We start from the raw sequence: 15,628 nt of genomic DNA, 5'->3' as shown, positions 1-15,628 counted from the left end.
GGCCGGGGCGGCGGGAGCGGGCGCGGCCGGGGCGGCGGAGGCGGGCCCGTCCGGGGCGGCGGAGGCGGGCGCGGCCGGGGCGGGTTGGCGGCGGTGGAAGAGAAGCAGCATCAGGCAGCCCGCGACCAGGCCCCAGAACGCGCCGCCCACGCCGATCAGCGTCACCCCGGACGCGGTCACCACGAAGGTGACCACGGCGGCTTCCCGGGTCGCCGGGTCGGTCACCGCCGCAGCGAGCGCGGTGGCGAGGGCGCCCAGCAGCGCCAGCCCGGCGACCGCCTCGATGAGGATCGGTGGGGCGACAGCCACCAGCGTGGTGGCCACGCCGGCACCCAGTCCGAGCACGGCCAGCCCGACACCTGCGGTGACCGAGGCGATCCATCGGCGCTCCGGGTCGGGGTGCGCGTCGGGGCCGGCGGCCAGCGCGGCGGTGATCGCCGCGAGGTTCACCGCGTGCCCACCGGCCGGAGCGGCGAGCAGACTGGCCAGGCCGGTGGTCCGCAGTGCGGCGCCGAACGGCGGCCGGTAGCCGTAGCCGACCAGCACCGCCATGCCGGGCACGTTCTGCGCGGCCATGGTGACCAGGAACAACGGCAGCGCCACTCCGACGAGCGCGGACGCGTTCCAGGCTGGCGCGGTCAGCGTGACCGACGGGATCAGCGCGGCACCGGTAAGGCCGGTCGGCGGTGCGGTCAGTGCGATCGCCGCCACGGCCACCACCAGCGCACCGGGCACCGCCCAGCGTCGGACGAACCGGTGCAGCAGCAGCCAACCGACCACCACCGATCCGGCCACCACCGGCAGCTCGACCAACGCGCGGACCGGGGCGGTGCACAGCGGCAACAGCACCCCGGCGAGCATGGCGCCGGCCACCGGCTTGGGGATGGCGGCTACCGCACGGCCGAGCGGCGGGAACAACCCGGCCGCGACGATCAGCACACCGGAGACGAGGAAGGCGCCCACCGCTACCGGCCATCCTCCCGGCGGCGGCCCGGTCGCCACCAGCAGCGCCGCGCCCGGAGTGGACCAGGCCACGCTCATCGGTATCCGGTACCGCCAGCCCAGCCAGGCGGCGGCGAACCCACATGCCACGCAGAGAGCGAGCAGGCCGGAGGCGGCCTGTGCGTCCGACGCGCCTGCCGCTCGGAGCCCGGCCAGCACGACGGTGAACGAGCTGGCGAAGCCCACCAGCGCGGTCACCACGCCGGCCAGCACCGGTTGCACGCGTCCGGCCACCACACCCCTCCCGACTGTTCCGTTTACGGAACGGAAGCGTGTAGCACGATAGCCGGGTGCCGCACCCACCACCAGCCCCGCGCCCGGGCCTCGACGTGGATCCCGCCGTCGTCGGGCGCCGCGTCCGCGCCCTGCGCGAGGAGCAGGGGATGTCGCTGTCCACACTCGCCCGGCTCGCCGGTGTCGGAAAGGCCACCCTCTCCGGCCTGGAGCACGGCACCCGCAACCCGACCCTGGAGACGCTCTGGGCGGTCACCGCGCAGCTCGGCGTACCGCTGACGGCGGTGCTGGCGGAGCCCGCCGCCGGGCCCACCGTGCACGGCACCGCGGTCACCGCCACCCTGCTGGAGGTCTTCACCGACACCGACGCGACCTACGAGCTGTACCGGATGCGGGTCGCGCCCGGGCCGGGCCAGCTCTCCCCCGCCCACCCGGCGGGAGTCACCGAGCACGTCACCGTGTTCGCCGGGGTGCTGCGCGCCGGGCCGGCCGACGCACCGCTGACGGCCACGGCCGGTGGCCACCTCCGCTGGGTGTCGGACGTGCCACACAGCTACGCGGCGGTGGGCGACGAGGAGGTCGCCGCGAGCCTGCTGCTGCGCTATCCGCGCCGCTGAGACCGCGCCGATCGGTCACGGACCGTCGACCTCGTCGACGATAATCGCAATCATTTCTCGACCTAGGTAGGAGGCGTAGAGACGAATGCCGGTTGTTCTTGGCAAGCTTGACCCCATGACGCTGATCCTCCGCTCGGTCATCCTCAACGACATCGGCTTGGTGCGCACCAACAACGAGGACTCCGCCCTCGCCGGTGACCGCCTGATCGCGGTCGCCGACGGCATGGGTGGGCTGCCTGCGGGCGAGGTGGCGAGCGAGATCGTGATCCGGATCCTGGACGAGCTGGCTCCCCCCACCGACCCCGACGGCGCCGCCGACGCGCTGCGTGCCGTGGTCAGCACCGCCAACCAGCGCATCCACGCCGCCATCACCGTCGACCCGAGCCGGGACGGCATGGGTACGACGCTCACCGCGGCGCTGCTGGCCGGGGAGACGCTGGTGCTGGCCCAGGTGGGCGACTCCCGCTGCTACCTGCTGCGCGAGGGGGAGCTGACCCAGCTCACCCGGGACGACACGTTCGTGCAGGCGCTTGTCGATCAGGGGACCCTCTCTCCCGAGCAGGCCCGCCACCACCCGCAGCGGTCCCTGGTGACCCGGGCCGTGCAGGGTGCCGACACCCCACCGGCGGTCGGGGTGCTCACCGTGGTCGCCGGTGACCGGCTGCTGCTGTGCAGCGACGGGCTCTCCGACTACGTCGAGGACGAGGCCATCGCCGCGGCCCTGGGCATGTACGCCGACCGCCAGCAGTGCGGTGAGCAGTTGGTGAAGCTGGCTCACCACGCCGGCGCACCGGACAACGTCACAGTCGTGGTCTCCGACGTCGTCGCCCGCTGACCCGTACGGCTCCCTCGGCGGCTCACCCGAACCGACTGGTTCGGGTACCGCTGCCACAGTAGGTGGTTGTGCCATCTAGCTAGCGCCGCTACTGTCCGACGCGTGGATTCCGACCGGCGCGGGCAGTGGCTGCGAGGGGTGCTCGACATCTGCGTCCTGGCCCTGCTGTCCAAAGGCGAGTCCTACGGCTACCAACTCGCCCAGGCACTCGACGCGGCGGGCGTCGGGCCGATCCAGGGCGGCACGCTCTACCCGGTGCTGCTGCGCCTACAGAAGACCGGCCTGGTGACGGCGCAGTGGCGGGAGGGCAACGCCGGACCGGCCCGCAAGTACTACCGGCTCACCGACGACGGGCACGCGGCGCTCCACGCCGGCGGCAGCGCCTGGCTCGCCTTCGTCCGGCCGGTGAACGACATCGTCACGAAGGGGGTCACCCGGTGAACGCCGACGATTGGCTGCGTACCCTCACAGCCGAGCTGCACCAGCGCCGGGTCGCGGCGGACGCCGCACGGCACGTGGTCGCCGAGGCCGCCACGCACCTACGCGAGGGCGGCGGCGACCCCTGGGTCGTCTTCGGCCCACCCCAGCAGTACGCGGGCGCTGTCGTGGAGAGCATCGGCACCGCGCCCGGACCGCGCCCCGGGCCGGTCCGGCTGCACGCGGCAGGCATCACCAAGCGGTACGGACGGCGAACCGTGCTGCGCGACGCCACGCTCACCGTCCGGGCCGGACAGATCGCCGCCGTCGTCGGCGCGAACGGCTGCGGCAAGAGCACCTTCCTCCGGATCTGCGCCGGCCTCATGTCACCGGACGCCGGTGAGGTGACCGTCTCCGGGCGGCTCGGCTACTGCCCGCAGTCCGGCGGGACCGCCGACTTCCTGCTCGCCGACGAGCACTTCGTGCTGGTCGGCGCCGGTCAGGGTGTGGCCCGTGGCCCGGCCCGCCGCGCCGGTCGGGCGGCGGCCCGGCAGCTCGGCTGGGAAGCGGGCGGCGACGTGCAGGCCCGCCACCTGTCCGGCGGCACCCGACAGAAGCTCAACCTGACCATGTCCACGCTCAGCGCCCCCGACGTGCTGCTGCTCGACGAGCCGTACCAGGGCTTCGACCAGGGCACGTACGTCAACTTCTGGGACCAGCTCAGCAGGTTGCGCGACGCCGGCACGGCCATCGTCGTGGTGACCCACCTGCTCAACCAACTCGACCGGGTGGACATCGTGCTCGACCTGACCCCGGCACACGAGTCCGGGTGGCACGCGCCCGGCATCCAGGGAGGCCGCCCGTGAACCGGCTCGTCACCGTCGCCGAGATGACCCTGCGGGAGCTGCTGCGGCGTCGAGGCGTACTCCTGCTGTTGTTGTTGATGCCGTTGACCTTCTACCTGATCCGGCGGGACGCCTACCTCGGGCAGTCGGTTCGCTCGCTGCTGCTCGGTGTGGGCTGGGCGGTGAGCACCGCCGCGCTGTTCGCCACGACCGCGGCCCGCGAGCTGGAGCCGAGGCTGCGGCTGGCCGGCTACCGCCCGCACCATCTCTATCTCGGTCGGATGCTCGGCCTGTGGACGGTGGGACTGGTCATCTCCGTACCCTTCTTCCTGCTCCCGATGATCGACGGCGCGGACCTGCGGTACGGCGGCCTGGCGGCGGCGCTGCTCTGTTCCGTCGCGGTGGCGGCGCCGTTCGGAATGCTGATCGGCGCGCTGCTGCCCCGCGAGTTGGAGGGCACGCTGCTGCTGCTCACTGTGGTGACGGTGCAGATGCTGATCGACCCGGCCGGGTCGGGGGCGAGGTTGACGCCGTTCTGGTCGAGCCGGGAGATCGCCACCTGGACGGTCGACAACACCGACCAGGGCTATTTCTCCCGTGGCCTGCTGCACGGGGTCGCCGTCACCGCCCTGCTGGCTCTGGGCGTGGCCGCGGTGGCCAGCGTCCGCCTGCGCCGCCGTCGCCACCTGCGGCACCTGCCGGTCGGCTGACGCCCGGCCGACCGTGGATCGGGCCAATCCGGTTGCTGTGACCCGCGCGGCGGGTTGAGATAGGCGAATGACCATTCGCCGGGTGACCGACGACGACCGTCTCACCACCAGCTTTCCGCTTGCCGCGTACGCCTTCGAGTCCTCGCCGCTCAGCACCGCCCGGACGGCGGAGTTCCGCGACTACCTGCCCTACAACCAGGGCAACCGGACGTTGATCGCCGAGGAGGACGGCACCACGTTGGCCGCCGTCTCGGCCATCCCGATGCGACAGAACCTGCGCGGGGTGGTGCTGCCGATGGCCGGTGTCGCCGGGGTGGCGACCCATCCGCTGGCCCGCCGGCAGGGGCACGTCCGGACGTTGCTGCACCAACTCCTCGACGAGATGCGCGACGAGGGTCATCCGCTCAGCGCGCTCTATCCGTTCCGGCCCAGCTTCTACGCCCGGTTCGGCTACATCGGGCTGCCCAAGCCGCGCCGGGTCACCTTCGCCCCGGCCAACCTGGGTTCGCTGCTCCGGGTGGACCTGCCCGGTGAGGTCGGCTGGGAACGCGTAGCCGCCGGCTATCCGGCGTGGCGGGCGTTCACCGAACGCAACCTCCAGGAACGACACGGCTTCGCGATCTTCCCGGACTACCGGGCGGTCGGAATGCGTGACCGTGACGAGTACTGGCTGCTCACCGCCCGGGTCGGTGGGGAGGTCACCGGCGCGGTGACGTACCGGATCGACGATTACGGCGGCACGCTGCACGGCAACGAGCTGCTGGTCACCGACCCGCTCGCGCGGGCGCTGCTGTTGCAGTTCTTCGCCCGGCACGTCGACCAGATCCAGCGGATCACCGTTCAGGTTCCGCCGGACGAGTTGCCCGAGCTGTGGCTGACCGACCTGGACGTGCACGTCGAGGCCCGTACCCAGGTGCCGGGCGCGTCCGCGCCGATGGCCCGGCTGCTGTCGCTGGACGCGTTGAGCGGGCTGCCCGCGGGTCCGGGCCGGGTGCGGATCGAGCTGACCGGGGACCGCTGGTTGGCCGGCAGCCACCTGCTCGACGGCACGACCGGGGCGTTGGAGTTGGTCGACGACACCACCGGCCGCGCGCCGACCGCCACGCTCACCGCAGCCGGTCTCTCCGCCCTCGCGTACGGGGTGCTGGACCCGGCCGAGCTGCCACTGCGCGGTCTGGGCGAGGTGCCGGTGGACGCCGCCACGGAGTTGCGCGGCCTCTTCCCCCGCCGGGTGCCGTATCTCTTCGCCGACTTCTGAGCCCTCCTCACAAACGGGTTTGTCGCCTCGGCGAGCGTGGGTACGGTCCCGCGAATGCCGGAGTGGTTACAGGCGGGTGGATGGGGGTTGCTGGCCGGGTCGGCTCTGCTGGTCGGGGCGGCGGTCGGCTGGTTCGCCCGGGTGCCGCAGCGCCTCATCGCGTCGATCATGGCGTTCGGCGCTGGGGTGCTGCTCTCCGCCGTGTCGTTCGAGTTGATCGCCGAGGCGCACGCGCAGGGCGGGCTCCTGCCCACCGCTCTCGGCGCTGCCGCCGGCGCGGTGGTCTACACAGTGGCCAACCTGGCTCTCGCCCGGCACGGCGCCCGGCACCGGAAACGGTCCGGCGACCAGCAACCCTCCGAGAGCGAGCAGCCTGGTTCCGGCTCGGCGCTCGCCGTCGGCGCGCTGCTCGACGGCGTACCGGAATCGGTCGTGATCGGCGCCAGCCTGCTCGGCGGCGGCGCGGTCAGCCTGGTCACGGTGGCGGCGGTGTTCCTCAGCAACGTCCCGGAGGGGCTGTCCAGCGCCGCCGGCATGCGCCAGGCCGGCCGCACCCGACGGTACGTGTTCCTGCTCTGGACCGGGATCGCGCTGATCAGTGGCGTCGCCGCGCTGGTCGGCAACACGCTGCTGGGGGGCGCGCCGCCGGAGGTGCTGGCCGCCATCACCGCGTTGGCCGCCGGCGCGATCCTCGCCATGATCACCGACACCATGGTCCCGGAGGCGTTCGAGAACGCGCACCTGCTGGTCGGTCTGATCACCGTCGCCGGCTTCCTGACCGCCTTCGCCCTCTCCCACACCTGATGACGGCGTCTTAGCGGTGCATTAAACCGGCCCGGCGGATTCGTCGCGACGCCGTCACGGCTCCTAGCATCACGGGGTGCGCATGACGTCGCTTGCCGCTCTCCTCGTCCTCGGTGTCGCCACCGCGACCCTGCCCGCCTGCGCGCCCAACGACCCGGCCCCCACCTTCGAGGCCGGCTCGACCGCCTCGCCGACGGCCCTGCCCACCGGCGGTCAGGGTGAGGCACCGGGGGCTCGCGACGGCCTCGGCGGCCCGGGGGCCAGCGCCAGCCCGAAGCCCGCCAACAAGGTGCTCGCCGCCGGCAACCCGAACGGCAGGGCCACCGTGCCGGCCGAGGCGCGAGCGGTGGACACCTCGAAGCCGACGCGGAGAATCGGCACGGGCACCCCGGCGAGTTGCACCTCCGCGGCGGTGGTGAAGGCCGTCGCGGCCGGCGGAGTCATCACGTTCAACTGTGGACCGGCCCCGGTGACGATCAAGATGGCCGCCACCGCCAAGGTTCGCAACGCCAACGGGCCGAAGATCGTGCTGGACGGCGGCGGCACCGTCACGCTGAGCGGCCAGGGGCAGCGCCGCATCCTCTACATGAACACCTGCGACGAGGCCCAGGGCTTCACCACCTCGCACTGCCAGAACCAGGATCACCCGCAGCTCACCGTGCAGAACCTCACCTTCGCCGACGGCAACTCCACGGGCGAGAAGGCCGAGGGCGGCGGCGGTGGGGCGATCTTCGTACGCGGCGGGCGGCTGAAGGTGGTCAACTCGCGCTTCGTCCGCAACCGCTGCGACCGCACCGGCCCCGACCTGGGTGGCGCAGCCGTCCGGGTGCTCAGCCAGTACGAGAACAAGCCGGTGTACGTGGTGGGCAGCACCTTCGACGGCGGCTCCTGCTCCAACGGAGGGGCGCTGAGCAGCATCGGTGTGTCGTGGGTGGTGCTGAACAGCCTGCTCAGGAACAACGAGGCGATCGGCAGCGGCGCCAACCCGGCCAAGTCCGGTACGCCCGGCGGCGGCAGTGGCGGCGCGATCTACTGCGACGGCAACGAGTTCACCGTACGGATCGCCGGCACGATCATCGAGAACAACAAGGCCAACGAGGGCGGCGGCGCGGTCTTCTTCGTGAGCAACAACCGCACCGGCACGATGAGGATCGAAAACTCGACCCTGCGCCGCAACCCCAGCGCCAAGTTCGAGACCCGTGGCTTCCCCGGCATCTTCTTCCTGGGCGCCCGCACCCCCACCGTAACCAACTCCAAGCTCTCCTAACCCAACCCCGCCCCCGTGGCCCGCCCCGCCCCCGTGGCCCCGGCGCCGGTGATCAAGAGGTTTCGGTCATCGGGGCGGCGTTCTCTGACCGAAAGCTCTTGATCAACGAGCTGAGGGGTGGGTGGGGTGGGTGGGGTCAGTAGGGGTTTCCTTCGCCTGGGGGGCGGGCGTGGAGGAGGGCGGCTGGGCGGCCGGGCAGGTTCGGTGCGCCGGACATCGGAGGGCTTGACGTGTGGTCGCCGTCGGCCATGCCGGCGAAGAGTTCCTTGAGCGCCGTCAGCGCGCTGATCCTGGGCTGCCAGCCCAACTCGGTCTCCGCGCGCTCGCTGGACATCAGCGGGGCGTTCAGACCCAGCTCCACCCAGCCCGCGTCGACCGGTTGCAGCCGCGCCCGCCAGGTCAACGCCGCCGCCGCCCGCAGCACCGGCGCGGCGACCGGCACCGTCCAACCATGGAAGTGCCGGGCCACCAGCTCCGGAGTGAGCACCGGGTCCGCGGCGACGTTGAAGGCACCGCGCGCATCACCCAACACCGCCCGCGCGTACGCGTCAGCCACGTCATCGGCGTGCACCGCCTGCATTCGCAACCGGCGGTTCGTCGGCACCAGCGGGATCCGGCCGAAGCGCAGCAGCCGCACCGGCGCCAACGGGCCGAGGAAGTAACGCGTGATCTCCGCACCGGCGGCCCGCTGGAAGATCAACCCGGGGCGCATCCGTACCACCCGCAGCGTCGGGTGATCCCGTTCGAGCCCATCCAGCAGCGCCTCCACCTCCGCCTTGTGCTCGCTGTACGACGAACCGGGCACACCGGTGGCCGGCCAGCGCTCACTGATCGGGTGGTCCTTCGGGCCGGGGGCGTAGGTGCCGACCGACGAGGCGTACACCAGGGCCGGCACGCCGGCCTGGACCACCGCGTTGATCACCGCCCGGCTGCCCTCGACGTTGGTCCGGCGCAGCACCCGCTGGTCATGGCTGGGCTGGATCTGCCAGGCCAGGTGCACCACCGCGTCCGCACCCGCGAACACCTCGGCGAGTTGCCCGGCCGCGCCCGGCGCGCCGATGTCGCAGGAGTGCCACTCCACCTGGTCGTACGGCTCGCCGGCATCCGGGCCGGGCAACCGTCGAACGACACCGGCCAGCTCAACGCCACGCTCCCGGCGCAGCCGCCGCAGCAGCGCCGTACCGACGTTGCCGCTCGCCCCCACCACCACGATCCGCATGCCCGACCCCGTACCCGCCCAGCAGCAGCTCAACCACCCACCAGCGCGGCGGCCCGCCCCGCCGGTTGATCCACTCGACTTCCTGAAAATCGCGGCATCCGCGCGCCCAGGACAGCCCGACTACCGGGATCCCGAGTCCCGCCACCTGGGTCCCGCCCGACGTCAGGCCCGTGCCGTAGCGGTCGAACGGTGTCCGCAGGTCGGGCAGGCGTCGTCGAGCATCCGCCGACGTACGGTCTGGTGTCGTGCGGCCTGGCCGGCGAGGGCCGCTGCCAGCAGCGCCGCGCCGACAAGAAGGATCGACCCGGTCGTGGTGGCGTAGGCCGCCGAGGTCGGTCCACCTCCCTGGCTGCCCCAGATCCCTTGGCTGAGCTGGTTGGCGCCGAACAGGGCGGCCGGGGTGGCGAGCAGCACCGTCGCCCAGAGGCCGGAGTCGTCCGCTCGCAGGGCGCCACCGAGGCCGACGAGCAGGACCAGCGCGAACATCAACCCCCCGACCATCGCCAACAGTTCGGGGGTCGAGCCGTACGAGGTGAACATGTTCCCGCCGTTCTCGGCGGCGCTGAAAGCCACCGATGCGACCGTCACACAACCGGCAGTGAGCGGCGGCAGGCCACGCGCCACCCAGCCGGGATGGGAGGGCAGCGCGAGCGTGGCCAGGCCGAGCGCGACGGCGGGAACCAGCACGAACAGCGGTGGCCCCGGCCGCCCGGTGACGGCGGCCACGGACGGCACGACGACGGTCAGCAGGAGACCGCCGGCCGCGACAGAGCGGGCCCAGGCCCCGGGCAGCGCCGTGGCGGTGACGGCGACGAGCAGCCAGCCCAGCCAGATCACGGCCCCGAGGGTCTGGAACGGGCCGACCGGATCCAGCCCGGCGAAACGGGGATCTTCGAACTCGACCTGCAGGAGCAGGAAAACGGAGACCGCGACCAGGGTGTTCAGCGCGGCGGTCGCGGCCAGCGGGAGAGCCGCAACCAGCCCGAGAGCGCCGTACCCGCGCAGTCGCTCCCGGAGCCCGGCGCCGAGCAGGTCGACGGCGTCGTGTGGGGATGGCCAGCGCCGCCCCGGATCGACGGTGTCGAGGTACGTCCCGACGATCTCGTCGCCCCGCTCAGCCTGGTAGTCACCCGGGTAGGCCCACAGCAGCCGCCGGTAGCGGGACTCCAGCGGCGACCCGGCCTGATCCTGCGCGGGGTTGGGCTGGTTCATGCCGGGCCTCCGGTCGGTCGAAGGATGGGGCGGGCGGCCGTCAGAGGGCCGCGTGAGGTGCCGCCGGCGGTGCTGGTGACCGCAGGTCGAGCACGTAACCGCTGCGTCGCGGCCTCGACGTTGCGGCGCAGTCGTTCGGTCTCAGCGGTGAGCACGGAGCGGCCAACTTCGGTGAGCCGGTAGTAGCGGCGCAGCCGACCCTCGACGACCTCCTCGCGGTCCCGCTCGACCAGCCCTTCGTCGGCGAGGCGGTCGAGTGCGCCGTAGAGGGTGCCGGGCCGCAGCGCCAACCGCCCACCGGAGAGGGCCGCGACGTCGCTGGTGATGCCGTAGCCGTGCATGGGTTCCCGCGCGAGCGCGGTGAGGATCAAGAAGGTGGGTTCCCGCAGCGGCGTGGGTGTGGCCATGGCCTCAATATAACGGTGATGAAGCTATACCGGTGACCGAGCAGTGCGGAAGTTTGCCGGAGCTGTCAGGCCGACGCGCCAGCGGGTCGCTCGGCCCTGCATCGTCTACGGATGTCATGCGACGCGGGCGTAGACCGGCATCGCTCCACCGGACCGGGGGCGGACATCAGCCGGGCCGCAGAGGGTCGGGTAACCTGAGCGCGCGGGCCGCTAGCTCAATGGCAGAGCTGTGGACTTTTAATCCATAGGTTCAGGGTTCGAGTCCCTGGCGGCCCACTCCGTTCCAGCTCAGCGGCCCTCTACGGGGTCGCTGTCTTTGTCAGCACGGCTCGGCACAGCAGTGGGCTCTCGTCGGTCCCAATCTTGTCGAGCACCCCTCACGCCAACTACCGGCAGAGTGAGCCGATCAGCTCATCAAAGCCAGGGAACTCTTCCCCCGCTGCGGTAATGACGTCATCCGCCGACCTGCGACGCGACGGTGCCCAGCGTTGGGCGATCTCCGCGAGGCGGGCATCCGTACGGGGCTCGTGTTCGTGATTGGGATAGGCCGTCGCTTCCCACGGACCGAAACCGTCGGCGACGAGCCACAGGTAGTCCCACAGGGTTTGCGCCACGACCCCCGTTTCGCCCTCCGAACCGAGAAACACCACCGGCTGCTGCTCGATCGGCTCACCATGACGCACCAGCCAGAACGCGGCGAGGCCTCCGGTGCCGTCCTGTCCGAAGACCCGGAACTCGGAACCGTCCAGCTCCGCGTTTCCGGTCCACGCCCTCCACCACTCGGCAATCTCACCCGAGTCGAGGAAGTGCGGGTACGGCTCGAAGTCGACGCCGACGCCGACGCCGTCGCCGTCGCCGTCGCTGTAGTCGAAGCCGACTTCATGAGCTTCGGACAAAGGAGTCGGCAAGGTCCGACCATCGTGATCCACGGGCAGCACCCTAGCGAGGAGGACCGACGGACCGGTCTGGTGCCGGCCAACGGCTTGAGCCTCGGGTATCACCGGTCCAGGGCGCTGCCCAGCCGCTTGAGGGCGGCATGGGTGGCCGCCGAGGAGACCACCGTGTAGATCTCCATGGTGATGGCCTATCCGGGCTGACGCTCGACGTCCAAACTCACGTGATGTGCCGTGTGCTGCTAGCTTGGCGCTTCTGCGTCATCAACATGGAGTACACATGCCCAGCGTTGTCCTCGTCGCCGGGCCGGTAGTTGACATGGCTTCCGCTGCGCGGGCTCTGGCGGACGCCATCGGCCTACAGGTTGTCAGCGCAGGCAACGTCTTCCGCGATCACGTGCAGCAGCAGACTCCGCTGGGCAAAGAGGCGAACCGGTATATGCAGGCCGGACATCTTGTACCGAATGAGCTAATGGTCAGAGCCATCGCTGAGGTCCTAACCCACGTCGACGGTAGCTGGGTGATGTACAACTTCCCCCGCAACATCCGCCAAGCTGAGTTGCTGACACAGAGCGGCCATGCCCCCAACGCAGTGATCGAACTTTCCCTGACGGAGGACCAAGGTCGCCTCGCCGCGCAGCGCCGAGTGGAACATCGGATAGAACTGGACTCCCAGCAAGCCGAGCGACGCCAGGAACTATTGCTTTTGTACTCGCGTTCACAGGAGACCTACCAGGAGCAGGTCGATCCGTTGCGCGCCTATTACCGGGCAGATGGCCTGTGGCAGACCGTCAATGGCTTCGGCGACTTCGAGGACGTAGCAGGCAGGCTGATCCAAATCATCTCTGACGTCTCCAGCGGGTGCTTGCGTCTCAGGTGACCGTGGCGGCGGTGAGAAAGAACGTGACTGCGTATGTGAACTGATGTGCAACGACGGCGTCGTCAAACTGGTCTTCGAACGCACGAGCGTCGGCCGGGTCGAGTGCGCCGCGTTGAGCAGCTGTGGCAGCCCAACTGCGAAGGCCGAGGACGTTGTCGACGGCGGTCGGGTCCCGAACCAGCAGCGTTCGGGGTTCGGTGGTGACGTCGACCAGGCCGTGTGCGGCGAGAAGGCCGGCATGTTGATGCGCCAGGGTGCCGTTGCGGAGGAGGACGTCAGCCCGAAATCTCAGCACGCGCCGAGCCAAGCTTTGGTCGGCGATGTCAAGTACCTGAGTGTCGTAGTCGGGGTCTGCGAGGACGATGCGGCCATTCGGCCGGACAACCCTGATGAGTTCCTTGATCGCGGCGTGGGGATCGGCGAGGTGTTGCAGGGTGCGATCGGCCCAGGCCCCATCGAATGAGTCGCTGAGGAACGGCAGGTGATGGGCATCGGCGACGGTGCTTTGGGTCAAGCCGCGGGCTTGCCTGGCAGCAGCCATGGTCAGTGCGTAGTCCACGGTCGCCACGCTTACCCCGTGCTCATCTTTCAACTGGGCTGCGCTTGCCCCTGTGCCAGCGCCAACATCAACGTAGCGACGGCCGGGCGCCGGATGGAGCAGCTGACGGACCCGCTGCTGATATGCCCGGTAGAAAGGTTCCTCGGTAAGGCGGTCCAGTACGTCGACCCACGAGTTCGGGTCTGACTGGCGGTCGACGTCAGTGAACCCGTGCATGATCTACAGCATATTTCGCCGTTTGCGGCGGCGCTGCTGCCTACGACAGCACAGCGCCGCACCAGAGGGGTTCAGGGTTCGAATCCCTGGCGGCCCACTCACATACCGGCCGCGGTGGGCCACATTCGCCGCCCGACGGCTGAAGTCGCGCTGGTAGCCTGACGCCTTTCGACGAGAGGCGGAGTCTGCCCGGTGCACAGGATTCTGCTGCGTGGGTTGGTCGCGGTGGCGACCGTCTCTATGGTGACCGCCTGCGGTTCTCCGACGGCTCCCGGAGCGGATCGATCCCCAGACGCGACAAAGCAGGCGACGGATTCGGCGACGGCCACGAAGTCACCTCCGCCAGCAGTTCCGGCGACCGGCGGGCCCGGGTACTCCGCGGCGCTGTCCGCACGCCTGGTGACCCCGGAGTCGCTACCGCCCGGCTTCACCGTGGACATCGCGACCACCATGGCACTCGATGCTGGCGATCGACGTCCAGACGTCGACGCGTCGTGTTCGCGCAGCATGATCCCGCTGCTGTCGGCGAGGCGGCTGACCGGGACTCCGTCAGCGACAGCCGCAGCCACCCTCAGCTTCGACGCGGGTCCCGACGACCTGTGGGTGGGAACGGAAGTCCTCAGGACCTACACCGACGGCGGTGCACGGCGAGCGATGGCGGACCTGCGGACGTTCATCGGCAGTTGCCCGACCGTTGTGCTGCCTGACCAGGGCGGCAGTTATCGCTTCGCGGTCGCGGCCGGGCCGCAGTTGGGCGATGACAGCCTTCACGTCATCAACGCCACGACATCGGGTCCTGACACGCTGGAGTGGGACATCATCCTCGTCCGGACCGGCACCACCTTGGTGGTCGTTCAGGCGGAGGGCAACAAGCCCGACGGCGCCGAACACCTCACCCGGGTGGCCGAGGCCGCGCTCCACAGATTCCAGACGACCGGGTCCTGAACGCCCCGAAATCCGGGCGCGTTGCAGGGGATCAACGACGAGGTTGGCACCTGGCGCCGCGGGCTGACGTAGATATCCTCTTCAGGTGCTGGCTCGTGTGGAGATCGTTGACACGGGTCCGGCACTGCGAAGGGACTTTCGAACATGCCCCGTGTGGTACCGGCGGTCATCCGCGCACTCGACGTCCTGGAACTGTTTCTGGACTGCCCTCAACTGTCCGCCCGCCAGGTGATGGAGCGACTCGATCTGCCCCGCACGACCGTCCACGAGTTGCTCGTGACGCTTGAGGCTCGCGCGTACCTGATCTCGATACCGGGTCAGCCCGTGCAGTATCGGCTCGGCATGCCGCTGTTCCAGTTGGGCGCGGCGTTCGCGGGCCGGCTTGATCTGGTACGCGAGGCGCAGGGCGTCGCACGGGACGTGGCCGCCGCGTGCGACGAGGCGGTTCATGTGGCGGTGCTCGACGGCGCCGATGTGATCTACCTCGTCAAGTTCGACAGCACCCACCCGGTTCGGATGGTTTCCGGGGTCGGGCTGCGGCTGCCCGCCCACTGCACGGCCGTGGGCAAGGTGCTGCTGTCGGCCCTCGACGAGGCGGACCTGGACGCCGTCCTGCTGAAGGACCCTCTGCCGGGCATGACGCCGGACAGCATCACCGATCCGGATCTTCTTCGTGAACATCTGGACCGGGTCCGGGTGGAGGGCGTCGCTGTCGACATCGGTGAGTCGGACACTGCGATGCGGTGCGTCGCCGCGGGGATCCGGGACCACACCGGCGCCATCATCGCTGGGATGAGCCTGTCCGCGCCGATCATCCGTTGGACGCCTCAGGTGCAGGTGGAGTGGACCGGGCTGGTTCGCGAGGGGGCGGCCGCGTTGTCGGCTCGCATGGGTTACCGGGCGCAGCCTCGATAGGGCTCCTCCCGCTTTCGGTTCGAAACAACATCGAAACATTGACATCGCTCTTCGCACTGTTCTAGCGTCGCGACCACTCGATACGGTATATCGAACCTAGTTCGAAATCTCGAACGGCGGTGGTCCCGTGACCCGACCGAACTGGAACGTCAGCGCTACTGCCTCGGCCCGGTCGCCGATCGCCTCGACCCCGTCGCGCCATCCGACGAGCGGCACCCGACATGTCTCGGGTGGCTCCGTCGAAGCGCGCGGCAGTGGCCGTCCCACGGTGACGGGCGGGCCCGCTCACCACCGTGGCGACCCACCGACGCACTGATCTCGACGGGCGACCCTCGGTGGTCGCCGGCAGAAACCAACTGGAACACAACCGTCGCGGTGTCCGCCAGCTGTGCC

General features: G+C 70.5%; 17 protein-coding genes and 1 tRNA gene. 12 read left to right on the top strand and 6 right to left on the bottom strand.

Features of this window, described 5'->3' with window-relative positions; translation table 11 throughout:
* Positions 1 to 1,236: benzoate/H(+) symporter BenE family transporter (locus tag ABZ749_RS03155; protein WP_357222245.1), on the bottom strand; the 1,236-nt coding region annotated here is incomplete at its 3' end.
* Positions 1,237 to 1,292: 56 nt separating this feature from the next.
* Between ABZ749_RS03155 and ABZ749_RS03150 the strand changes: the two genes are divergently transcribed.
* The 8 genes from ABZ749_RS03150 to ABZ749_RS03115 all read left to right on the top strand — a co-directional run bounded on the left by ABZ749_RS03150 (position 1,293) and on the right by ABZ749_RS03115 (position 7,989).
* On the top strand, positions 1,293 to 1,853 hold the full coding sequence (locus ABZ749_RS03150; protein ID WP_357222243.1) for an XRE family transcriptional regulator: 561 nt from the start codon (positions 1,293 to 1,295) through the stop codon (positions 1,851 to 1,853).
* Between the two features lie 115 nt (positions 1,854 to 1,968).
* Entirely contained in the window at positions 1,969 to 2,688 is a 720-nt protein-coding gene (locus ABZ749_RS03145) for a protein phosphatase 2C domain-containing protein (RefSeq protein ID WP_355004776.1), read from the top strand.
* A 102-nt stretch (positions 2,689 to 2,790) separates the two neighbouring features.
* On the top strand, positions 2,791 to 3,129 hold the full coding sequence (locus ABZ749_RS03140) for a PadR family transcriptional regulator (protein WP_357222241.1): 339 nt from the start codon (positions 2,791 to 2,793) through the stop codon (positions 3,127 to 3,129).
* Complete coding sequence (locus ABZ749_RS03135; protein WP_355004774.1) at positions 3,126 to 3,971, top strand: ATP-binding cassette domain-containing protein; 846 nt, start codon at positions 3,126 to 3,128, stop codon at positions 3,969 to 3,971. Before ABZ749_RS03140 ends, ABZ749_RS03135 begins: the two co-directional genes overlap by 4 nt.
* Positions 3,968 to 4,660: a hypothetical protein gene (locus ABZ749_RS03130; RefSeq protein ID WP_357222238.1), complete on the top strand. Its 693-nt coding sequence runs from the start codon at positions 3,968 to 3,970 to the stop codon at positions 4,658 to 4,660. The genes ABZ749_RS03135 and ABZ749_RS03130 overlap by 4 nt, the downstream gene beginning before the upstream one ends.
* A 67-nt stretch (positions 4,661 to 4,727) precedes the next feature.
* Positions 4,728 to 5,918 (top strand): GNAT family N-acetyltransferase, encoded by a 1,191-nt coding sequence (locus ABZ749_RS03125; protein ID WP_357222236.1) that lies wholly within the window; start codon positions 4,728 to 4,730, stop codon positions 5,916 to 5,918.
* 54 nt (positions 5,919 to 5,972) lie between these two features.
* Positions 5,973 to 6,722, top strand: coding sequence for a ZIP family zinc transporter (locus ABZ749_RS03120; protein WP_357222234.1), 750 nt, complete (start codon positions 5,973 to 5,975; stop codon positions 6,720 to 6,722).
* An 82-nt stretch (positions 6,723 to 6,804) separates the two neighbouring features.
* A complete protein-coding gene (locus ABZ749_RS03115) occupies positions 6,805 to 7,989 on the top strand; it encodes a hypothetical protein (RefSeq protein WP_357222252.1) in 1,185 nt (394 codons plus the stop codon).
* 136 nt (positions 7,990 to 8,125) lie between these two features.
* Here the strand turns inward: ABZ749_RS03115 and ABZ749_RS03110 are convergent, their stop codons facing one another.
* From ABZ749_RS03110 to ABZ749_RS03100, 3 genes are all read right to left on the bottom strand, one after another.
* Positions 8,126 to 9,208, bottom strand: coding sequence for an NAD-dependent epimerase/dehydratase family protein (locus tag ABZ749_RS03110; protein ID WP_357222232.1), 1,083 nt, complete (start codon positions 9,206 to 9,208; stop codon positions 8,126 to 8,128).
* Positions 9,209 to 9,370: 162 nt separating this feature from the next.
* Complete coding sequence (locus ABZ749_RS03105) at positions 9,371 to 10,420, bottom strand: GlsB/YeaQ/YmgE family stress response membrane protein (protein WP_357222230.1); 1,050 nt, start codon at positions 10,418 to 10,420, stop codon at positions 9,371 to 9,373.
* Positions 10,417 to 10,827: a helix-turn-helix transcriptional regulator gene (locus ABZ749_RS03100; RefSeq protein WP_357222228.1), complete on the bottom strand. Its 411-nt coding sequence runs from the start codon at positions 10,825 to 10,827 to the stop codon at positions 10,417 to 10,419. Before ABZ749_RS03100 ends, ABZ749_RS03105 begins: the two co-directional genes overlap by 4 nt.
* 204 nt (positions 10,828 to 11,031) lie before the next feature.
* Here ABZ749_RS03100 and ABZ749_RS03095 point away from each other — a divergent pair.
* Positions 11,032 to 11,103, top strand: a tRNA-Lys gene (locus ABZ749_RS03095).
* 110 nt (positions 11,104 to 11,213) lie between these two features.
* Here ABZ749_RS03095 and ABZ749_RS03090 read toward each other — a convergent pair.
* Positions 11,214 to 11,756 carry an SMI1/KNR4 family protein gene (locus ABZ749_RS03090; RefSeq protein ID WP_357222226.1) on the bottom strand — a complete coding sequence of 181 codons (543 nt, stop codon included), beginning with the start codon at positions 11,754 to 11,756 and terminating at the stop codon, positions 11,214 to 11,216.
* A 244-nt stretch (positions 11,757 to 12,000) separates the two neighbouring features.
* Here ABZ749_RS03090 and ABZ749_RS03085 point away from each other — a divergent pair, with 244 nt between their 5' ends.
* Entirely contained in the window at positions 12,001 to 12,600 is a 600-nt protein-coding gene (locus ABZ749_RS03085) for a nucleoside monophosphate kinase (protein WP_357222224.1), read from the top strand.
* Here ABZ749_RS03085 and ABZ749_RS03080 read toward each other — a convergent pair.
* On the bottom strand, positions 12,593 to 13,375 hold the full coding sequence (locus tag ABZ749_RS03080; RefSeq protein ID WP_357222222.1) for a methyltransferase domain-containing protein: 783 nt from the start codon (positions 13,373 to 13,375) through the stop codon (positions 12,593 to 12,595). The genes ABZ749_RS03085 and ABZ749_RS03080 overlap by 8 nt on opposite strands.
* 432 nt (positions 13,376 to 13,807) lie before the next feature.
* Between ABZ749_RS03080 and ABZ749_RS03075 the strand changes: the two genes are divergently transcribed.
* The gene (locus ABZ749_RS03075) at positions 13,808 to 14,320 is read left to right on the top strand and encodes a hypothetical protein (RefSeq protein WP_357222220.1); all 513 of its coding nucleotides are present in this window, start codon (positions 13,808 to 13,810) and stop codon (positions 14,318 to 14,320) included.
* Positions 14,321 to 14,464: 144 nt separating this feature from the next.
* Positions 14,465 to 15,235, top strand: coding sequence for an IclR family transcriptional regulator (locus tag ABZ749_RS03070; protein ID WP_355004764.1), 771 nt, complete (start codon positions 14,465 to 14,467; stop codon positions 15,233 to 15,235).
* Positions 15,236 to 15,628: the final 393 nt, after the last annotated feature.

Origin of the sequence: Micromonospora sp. NPDC047753 (genome assembly GCF_040642735.1) — a bacterium.
Classification (GTDB): domain Bacteria; phylum Actinomycetota; class Actinomycetes; order Mycobacteriales; family Micromonosporaceae; genus Micromonospora.
The sequence above is the reverse complement of the archived record's forward strand: the minus strand, read 5'-3'. Positions and strand labels throughout refer to the sequence as shown.